We start from the raw sequence: 7,183 nt of genomic DNA on the forward strand, positions 1-7,183 counted from the left end.
CCGGCCGGCTTTCTTCCTGCGCGCTTCCGTCGGTTTCCCGAGCCGACCCCTCCACCCGTCATGCCGGCCTCCGTGCCGGCATCCATAATCGTGACGTGCGTGCTGTGAGAACGGTTCTCCCCATCCGTCATCCCGGCGAAAGCCGGGACCCATCACGCCGCGCGACGGCCGCCCCAATGGGACCGAGCCCGGGCGCCGCTCGATGGATTCCGGGTCTCGGCTACGCCTCGCCCGGGATGACGGTGTGGGGTGGCGGCGGTGCTCGGGCGGCCCGGCGGCACGATTATGGACCCCGGCACGGAGGCCGGGGTGACGGGGGTTCCCGAGGGGCGGGGTCGTTCGGCTCCGGCCCAATTCCCCCCCGCCCTCCCGCACAAGGGCGGAGGGAGTGGGCCGATCGGGGTTCGCTTCGAAAAATCCGTGCAGGAGGTCGACATGACCGTGGCGCTCATCGAGGCGCCGGCGATCGAGCCGGTGTCGGTCGCGGAGGCGAAGGCGCATCTGCGGCTCGACGGCAGCGAGGAGGACGGCCTCGTCGCCGCGGCGATCGCGGCGGCGCGCATCCATGTCGAGGCGGTGACGGGCCGGGCGCTGATCGCGCAGGACTGGCGGCTCCATCTCGACCGCTGGCCGGCGGGGCGGCGCATCGGCCTGCCCGTCGCGCCGCTCATCGCCGTCGCGGCGATCACCACCTATGACGCGGCCGGTATGCCGCATGGGCTCGACGCCGCGCTCTGGCGCGCCGAGCCGGCGGGCGCGCGTGTGCTCCTCCTCGAACGGCCGGCGCCGGGCCTCGCCTGGAACGGCATCGAGATCGATTTCACCGCCGGCTATGGCAGCACGGCGGACGATGTGCCGGCGCCGCTCCGCCAGGCGATCCTGATCCTCGTCGCGCAATGGCATGCCCATCGCGGCGCGATCGAGCCGGGCGCGGCGCCGCCCGCCGCGGTCGAGGCGCTTCTCGCGCCCTACCGGCTGAGAACGCTGTGAGGCCGTTCGAGCCCGGCCGGCTGCGCCACCGCGTGACGGTGCTGCGGCCGGTGTCGATGCCCGACGGGGCGGGCGGCGTCGCGGTCTCCTTCACCCCGCTCGCCGCCGTCTGGGCGGCGATCGAGCCGGTCAAGGCGGCCGAGGATGCCGGGCCGGACCGGCCGGCGACGCGCCTCACGCACCGCGTGACGATCCGCTACCGCGCCGATGTCGAGGGCGGCATGGCGCTCTCCCATCGCGGCCGGACGCTGCGGATCACCGCTATGCGCGACCCCGACGAGGGGCGGCGGCTGCTGACGCTCGACTGTGTGGAGGAACGGCGATGAATGCGAGGGCTCTGACCGGCGCGGCGCTCGCCGCGGCGCTGAAGCGGGCGGCGGAGCCGGCGGTGCGGGCCGGCCGGGAGCGCGCGGCGGCGCGGCTCGGCGCGGCGATCGACCCGGCGATCGAGCGGCGCCGGACGGCGGACGGCATCGCCTTCGCCGCGCCCGGCCTCTTCGCCCGCGAGCACGGCGGCTTCGGCCTCGAGGCGGCGCCGGTACTCGCACCGGCGATCGCCCGGCTGAGGGAGCGGCGGGCATGAGCGGCGCGCCGATCGCCCTGCAGGCGGCGGTGCTCGCCGCGCTCGCCGCCGACGCGGACCTTCTCGCCGATCTCGGCGAAGCGCGCATCTACGACGCCGCGCCGCGCGACGCGACCTTTCCCTTCGTCGCGCTCGGCGCCGCCTCGGCCGAGGACTGGTCGAGCGGGACCGAGGCGGGCACGGCGCACCGGCTGGTGCTCCACGTCTGGTCGCGCGCCGGCGGCCGGCGCGAGGCCTGGCGGATCGCCGGCCATCTGATGCGCATCCTGCACGACGCGCCGCTGGCGCTCGAGAGTGCGCGGGCGGTGCTGGTGCGCGTCGATTTCGCCGAGGTGCGCCGCGACCCGGACGGCATCACCACGCAAGGCATCGTGCGGCTGAGCGCCCTGACGGAGGCGGAGTAGGGGCGCGCCGGCGGCGGACCGGGGTGCGCAGGCGGACGGCGCCATCGAACATCTCGCCACACGGCACTCCGTGGCGGCGCCACGCCACCCAATGTTCACGGGCTGCTCGGTCACCTCCCATTCGTACGCGCCCTGCGCCAGAGCAGCACGCCTTCACCCACGACCACTGCCAACCCAACCAAGCTGGTGATCGGCGCAAATGTCGACGAGACGAAGCTTGCTAAGACCACGAGCATATAATTGATCATCGAGCGTGGCGTCGGCCTGACCTCGTTGATGATTTGCGCCGAGTAGAGATGACGCCCGCTCGTTTCGTTGAGGACCGCAATCTCAAAAGGTACTTGGGAATGAGGGTATGGGACTGTCACCTTCCACTCCCACAGCACGCTCGCTCTCGTGCTCGTCCAAGCGGTAGGAGCTCGAAGTGCGGAAAGCTCCACTCCTTCAGGCACCTTCAGCGCCGCCCTGACTTGAGGCGCGTATGGGGCCGTCGCTGCGGCGGCCAAATCTAGTCCCGGTGGCACGGCCTGATCTGCGCCGGTGATAAGGAAAAGCTGAATTCGTGCCTCTTCGCCCGCGCGAAAGAACTCTGGAAGCCGGATTGCGTAAACGCCGTTTCGCAAATCGGCCCACTGCGGATCATCGGCTCGAGATCCTGGCGGCGCGAAGGGGCCACCCAGATCAGCAGGGGAGGCTACCCTCGAAGAGCCGGTCCTGATGCCGATCCAGTCCACACTTCGACGAAACGTGGCCCAGCCCTCACCTATTCGATCGCCCGCAATCTGGATCGCCGAGGCGATGAGGCTCAGGCAAGTAAAGGTGAAAACCAGCCATCGTTGTCGTCGTGACATGTTTGGCCTCTTCGTTCGGGGGACGGCCATGTTGCCAGAAACGGCAGGGTTTCAAATCCATTTCAAGACCGGGTGCCGAGCGGTGACGATGACGACCGACGGGCACTGTTGCAGCCGGGCGCGTGACACACTATTCTGTCGATGACGGGCGAACCATTCGCGCTCCGGCGCGGCCGTTCGGCCACCGGTCTCGGTGGCGAGGGGACAGCGGCCCTCCGCCCGATCATTTTTTCATAGGGTCGGCCGTTGCGCCTGTGCCGTCTGTCCGACGCGGCAATTCCGACTGCGCGGCGTGAAGAGCATGAGGCTCCGCCAGCGGCCGGCTGCGGCGCAGTCACCCCCCACCCCGGCCCTCCCCCACAAGGGGGGAGGGGGAAGGGCCGATCCTGGAATTGTCGGGGCGGCTGCCTCGAACAGGCCCGCCCACCCGTCATGCCGGCCTGCGTGCCGGCATCCATGATCGTGCGGGTCGGTGTTCTCGGCCGCCCTGTCCGTCCGTCATTCCGGCGGAAGCCGGGACGCATCGAGCCGGGCGACGTTGCGGGTTCCGCGTGGGGTTGCACGGCTTGATGGGTCTCGGGTCTCCGCTTCGCTCCGCCCGGGATGACGGCGTGTTGGGGGGTGGCGGCGGCGCGCGTCTTCGCCCGGCGGCACGATTATGGACCCCGGCACGGAGGCCGGGGTGACGGGTGCTTTTAGGAGGCGGTCACGCTCCCGGGTTCCGGCCGGCCGGTCGGCTTTCTCCCTGCGCGCTTCCGTCGGTTTCCCGAGCCGACCCCTCCACCCGTCATGCCGGCCTCCGTGCCGGCATCCATGATCGTGCGGGTCGGCGTTGTGGGCCGCCCTGTCCGTCCGTCATTCCGGCGGAAGCCGGGACGCATCGAGCCGGGCGGTCCTCGATGCGCTCCTCTGCTTGATGGGTCCCGGGTCTCCGCTTCGCTTCGCCCGGGATGACGGGTGTGCGGGATGGCGGCGGCGCGCGTCTTCGCCCGGCGTCCCGATGATGGACCCCGGCACGGAGGCCGGGATGACGGGTGCGCGGGGTGGCGGCGGCGCGCGTGTTCGCCCGGCGGCACGACTATGGACCCCGACACCGAGGCCGGGACGGGTGTGCGGGACGGGGCGTGCGCTTCAAGGGATATCACCGGCAGGAGGTTGGCCATGGCGGCGCAGAAGGGGAAGGATCTTCTCCTCAGGATCGATACGACCGGGGCGGGCGATTTCGTCGCCGTCGCGGGATTGCGGGCGCGGCGGGTCGCGTTCAACGCGGAGACCGTCGACGTCACCGACCAGGATTCCGCCGGGCGCTGGCGCGAGCTGCTCGAAGGCGCCGGCGTCCGGCGGGCGAGCCTGTCGGGCTCCGGCATCTTCCGCGATGCGGCGAGCGACGCGGCGATCCGCGGCGTGTTCTTCGACGGCGCGATCCGGAGCTGGCAGGCGATCCTGCCCGATTTCGGCACGGTGGAGGGGCCGTTCCAGCTCGTCGCGCTCGACTATTCGGGCGAACAGGACGGCGCGCTCCTCTACGAGATGACGCTCGAAAGCGCCGGCGCGCTCGCCTTTTCGGGGGCGGCGTGATGGCGAACCGGCATCGCGGCGAGATCGAGGCCGTGCTCGACGGGCGGCCGCACACCCTCGTGCTGACGCTCGGCGGCCTCGCCGAGCTCGAGGCGGCGTTCGGCGCCGAGGACCTCGCCGCGCTCGCTGCCCGGTTCTCCGAGGGGCGCTTCGCGGCGCGCGACCTCGTCCGGGTGATCGGCGCGGGCCTGCGCGGGGCCGGGACGGCGGTGAGCGACGCCGAGGTGGCGGCGATGCGCGCCGAGGGCGGCGCGGCCGGCTTCGCGGCGATCGTCGCGGCGCTGCTCTCCGCCACCTTCGGCGGCGGCGATGGCTGAGCCCTTCCCCTGGGATGCGGCGATGGCCTTCGGCCTCGGCGTGCTGCGGCTGGCGCCCGCCGATTTCTGGGCGATGACGCCGCGGGAACTCGCGGCTGCGGCCGAGGGCCTCGCCGGCCGCCGGCCCGCGCCGATGGGCGCGGCGGAGCTCGAGGCGCTGATGCGGCGCTATCCGGACACGGTGCGGCGGGGATAGGGGCGGGACGACGCGCGCCCGCCGGCTGCGGCGTATTCACCCCCCACCCCGGCCCTCCCCCACGAGGGGGGAGGGGGAAGGGCCGATCGGGGTTCGCCTGTTTGCGCATTCTTCGAACAGCCCCCTCCGCCCGTCATGCCGGCCTCCGTGCCGGCATCCATGATCGTGCGGGTCGGTGTTCTCGGCCGCCCTGTCCGTCCGTCATTCCGGCGGAAGCCGGGACGCATCGAGCCGGGCGGTCCTCGATGTGTTCCTCTGCTCGATGGGTCCCGGGTCTCCGCTTCGCTCCGCCCGGGATGACGGGTGTGCGGGATGGCGGCGGCGCTCGGGCGGCCCGGCGGCACGAGTATGGACCCCGGCACGGAGGCCGGGGTGACGGGTGTTTTTGAGAAGCCGGTGCTCTGTGTCGTCGAACGGACTTGTCTCGTGCACGCGCCCTGCCGGTCTCCGAACAGGCCCCTCCGCCCGTCATGCCGGCCTCCGTGCCGGCATCCATGATCGTGCGGGTCGGCGTTGTGGGCCGCCCTGTCCGTCCGTCATTCCGGCGGAAGTCGGGGCGCATCGAGCCGGGCGGTCCTCGATGTGTTCCTCTGCTCGATGGGTCCCGGGTCTCCGCTTCGCTCCGCCCGGGATGACGGGTGTGCGGGGTGGCGGCGCCGCGCGTCTTCGCCCGGCGGCACGATGATGGACCCCGGCACGGAGGCCGGGGTGACGGGTGTTCGGGGGTGGCGGCGGGGGGTGCTCGGCGGGTGCCGGGGCGCGCGGATATGGGGAGGAAGACATGGCGACGGTTGTCGATGAGCTGGCCGTGCGGATCACCGCGGATACGGCGCCGTTCCGGGCGGCGCTCGATAATCTGACGGTGCGGACGGAGACGTTTTCCGGCGCGATCGCGCGGGCGCTGCGTGATGCCGTGGTCGGCGGCAAGGCGTTCGACGATGTGCTGAAGGGGCTGGCGCTGCGCATTTCCGGGATCGCGCTCAACGCCGCGCTGAAGCCGATCGGCACCGGGATCGCCGGGCTCTTCTCCGATCTGCTCGGCGGGGTGCAGCCATTCGCGAAAGGCGGCGTCGTGCCCTTCGCGGCCGGCGGCGTCGTCGCGACGCCCTCCTATTTCCCGCTGCCGCGCGGGCTCGGGCTCGCCGGCGAGGCGGGGCCGGAGGCGATCCTGCCGCTGTCGCGGGGCGCCGACGGACGGCTCGGCGTCGCCGCGGCGGGCGGCGGCGGGGCGACGACGGTCAACGTGACGATCGCGACGGCCGACGCCGCCTCCTTCCGGAAGGGCGAGGCGCAAGTCGCCGCCGCGCTCGCCCGCGCCGTGGCGCGCGGCCGCAGGGGGCTGTGACCATGGACGGATTTCACGAGGTGCTCTTCCCGCTTGCGATCGGCTTTTCGGCGACTGGCGGGCCGGAGCGGTCGACCGAGATCGTCTCGCTCGGCTCCGGCCATGAGCGGCGCAACCAGCGCTGGGCCGATTCCCGCCGTCGCTACGACGTCGGCACGGGGGTGCGCTCGCACGCCGATCTCCATACGGTGATCGCCTTCTTCGAGGAGCGGCGCGGCCGGCTCTACGGCTTCCGCTTCCGCGACCCGGCCGACCAGGCCTCCGCGCCGCCCGGCACGATGCCGGCGCCGACCGACCAGGCGCTCGGCAGCGGCGACGGCGCGACGGCGGCGTTCCGGCTCGTCAAGACCTATGGCGGCGCCTTCGCGCCCTGGACGCGGCGGATCGACAAGCCGGTCGCGGGGTCGGTGCGCGTCGCGGTGGCGGGGGTGGAGACCGACGCCTTCACGCTCGACGCGACGACGGGCACCGTCACCTTCGCGCCGGACGCCGTGCCGCCGGAGGGGGCCGCGGTCACCGCCGGCTTCCGCTTCGACGTGCCGGTGCGCTTCGACACCGACCGGCTGGCGATCGACTTTTCTTCCTTCGCTGCGGGCGCGATCCCGTCGATCCCGCTCGTCGAGGTGCGGGTATAGGGGTCGCTCGGCTGCGGCGTCGTCACCCCCCACCCCGGCCCTCCCCCACAAGGGGGGAGGGAGGGGGGCGCTCGGTGTTCGCATGTTTGCGCCTTATCCGAACAGCCCCCTCCGCCCGTCATGCCGGCCTCCGTGCCGGCATCGATAATCGTGCGGGTCGGTGTGCCGGGGAGGGTCCTCGCCAGCCGTCATTCCGGCGGAAGCCGGGACGAATCGAGCCGGGCGGTCCTCGATGTGTTCCTCTGCTCGATGGGTCCCGGGTCTCCGCTTCGCTCCGCCCGGGA

The 7,183-nt window shown here is 72.5% G+C and carries 10 protein-coding genes; 9 read left to right on the forward strand and 1 reads right to left on the reverse strand.

The genetic code is table 11. The annotated features are described in order from the left end of the window. Window positions 1-435 precede the first annotated feature (435 nt). The 4 genes from GGQ63_RS21660 to GGQ63_RS21675 are packed head-to-tail and all read left to right on the forward strand — an operon-like array spanning window position 436 to window position 1,977. On the forward strand, window positions 436-990 hold the full coding sequence (locus GGQ63_RS21660) for a head-tail connector protein (RefSeq protein WP_183858714.1): 555 nt from the start codon (window positions 436-438) through the stop codon (window positions 988-990). Continuing rightward, window positions 987-1,316: a phage head closure protein gene (locus tag GGQ63_RS22160; RefSeq protein ID WP_343061250.1), complete on the forward strand. Its 330-nt coding sequence runs from the start codon at window positions 987-989 to the stop codon at window positions 1,314-1,316. Before GGQ63_RS21660 ends, GGQ63_RS22160 begins: the two co-directional genes overlap by 4 nt. After that, window positions 1,313-1,573: a hypothetical protein gene (locus GGQ63_RS21670; RefSeq protein ID WP_183858716.1), complete on the forward strand. Its 261-nt coding sequence runs from the start codon at window positions 1,313-1,315 to the stop codon at window positions 1,571-1,573. Before GGQ63_RS22160 ends, GGQ63_RS21670 begins: the two co-directional genes overlap by 4 nt. After that, the gene (locus GGQ63_RS21675; RefSeq protein ID WP_183858717.1) at window positions 1,570-1,977 is read left to right on the forward strand and encodes a DUF3168 domain-containing protein; all 408 of its coding nucleotides are present in this window, start codon (window positions 1,570-1,572) and stop codon (window positions 1,975-1,977) included. Before GGQ63_RS21670 ends, GGQ63_RS21675 begins: the two co-directional genes overlap by 4 nt. Before the next feature lie 110 nt (window positions 1,978-2,087). Here GGQ63_RS21675 and GGQ63_RS21680 read toward each other — a convergent pair whose 3' ends face one another. Continuing rightward, window positions 2,088-2,828: a hypothetical protein gene (locus GGQ63_RS21680; RefSeq protein WP_183858718.1), complete on the reverse strand. Its 741-nt coding sequence runs from the start codon at window positions 2,826-2,828 to the stop codon at window positions 2,088-2,090. Window positions 2,829-3,989: 1,161 nt separating this feature from the next. Here GGQ63_RS21680 and GGQ63_RS21685 point away from each other — a divergent pair. From GGQ63_RS21685 to GGQ63_RS21705, 5 genes are all read left to right on the forward strand, one after another. Further along, the gene (locus GGQ63_RS21685; protein WP_183858719.1) at window positions 3,990-4,406 is read left to right on the forward strand and encodes a phage major tail protein, TP901-1 family; all 417 of its coding nucleotides are present in this window, start codon (window positions 3,990-3,992) and stop codon (window positions 4,404-4,406) included. Continuing rightward, complete coding sequence (locus GGQ63_RS21690; RefSeq protein WP_183858720.1) at window positions 4,406-4,723, forward strand: gene transfer agent family protein; 318 nt, start codon at window positions 4,406-4,408, stop codon at window positions 4,721-4,723. Before GGQ63_RS21685 ends, GGQ63_RS21690 begins: the two co-directional genes overlap by 1 nt. Continuing rightward, window positions 4,716-4,919 carry a rcc01693 family protein gene (locus GGQ63_RS21695; RefSeq protein ID WP_183858721.1) on the forward strand — a complete coding sequence of 68 codons (204 nt, stop codon included), beginning with the start codon at window positions 4,716-4,718 and terminating at the stop codon, window positions 4,917-4,919. Before GGQ63_RS21690 ends, GGQ63_RS21695 begins: the two co-directional genes overlap by 8 nt. Before the next feature lie 781 nt (window positions 4,920-5,700). After that, complete coding sequence (locus tag GGQ63_RS21700; RefSeq protein ID WP_183858722.1) at window positions 5,701-6,264, forward strand: phage tail tape measure protein; 564 nt, start codon at window positions 5,701-5,703, stop codon at window positions 6,262-6,264. 2 nt (window positions 6,265-6,266) lie between these two features. Beyond that, window positions 6,267-6,899, forward strand: coding sequence for a DUF2460 domain-containing protein (locus tag GGQ63_RS21705; RefSeq protein WP_183858723.1), 633 nt, complete (start codon window positions 6,267-6,269; stop codon window positions 6,897-6,899). Window positions 6,900-7,183 lie beyond the last annotated feature (284 nt).

It is taken from the genome of Prosthecomicrobium pneumaticum, from assembly GCF_014199915.1.
Lineage (GTDB): Bacteria > Pseudomonadota > Alphaproteobacteria > Rhizobiales > Kaistiaceae > Prosthecomicrobium > Prosthecomicrobium pneumaticum.

Bases quoted from the DNA above. Each gene is read 5' to 3' on its own strand.
- GGQ63_RS21675 (WP_183858717.1), top strand. From the start codon at position 1,570: ATGAGCGGCGCGCCGATCGCCCTGCAGGCGGCGGTGCTCGCCGCGCTC.
- GGQ63_RS21685 (WP_183858719.1), top strand. From the start codon at position 3,990: ATGGCGGCGCAGAAGGGGAAGGATCTTCTCCTCAGGATCGATACGACC.
- GGQ63_RS21660 (WP_183858714.1), top strand. From the start codon at position 436: ATGACCGTGGCGCTCATCGAGGCGCCGGCGATCGAGCCGGTGTCGGTC.
- GGQ63_RS21680 (WP_183858718.1), bottom strand. From the start codon at position 2,828: ATGTCACGACGACAACGATGGCTGGTTTTCACCTTTACTTGCCTGAGC.
- GGQ63_RS21690 (WP_183858720.1), top strand. From the start codon at position 4,406: ATGGCGAACCGGCATCGCGGCGAGATCGAGGCCGTGCTCGACGGGCGG.
- GGQ63_RS21705 (WP_183858723.1), top strand. From the start codon at position 6,267: ATGGACGGATTTCACGAGGTGCTCTTCCCGCTTGCGATCGGCTTTTCG.
- GGQ63_RS21670 (WP_183858716.1), top strand. From the start codon at position 1,313: ATGAATGCGAGGGCTCTGACCGGCGCGGCGCTCGCCGCGGCGCTGAAG.
- GGQ63_RS21695 (WP_183858721.1), top strand. From the start codon at position 4,716: ATGGCTGAGCCCTTCCCCTGGGATGCGGCGATGGCCTTCGGCCTCGGC.
- GGQ63_RS21700 (WP_183858722.1), top strand. From the start codon at position 5,701: ATGGCGACGGTTGTCGATGAGCTGGCCGTGCGGATCACCGCGGATACG.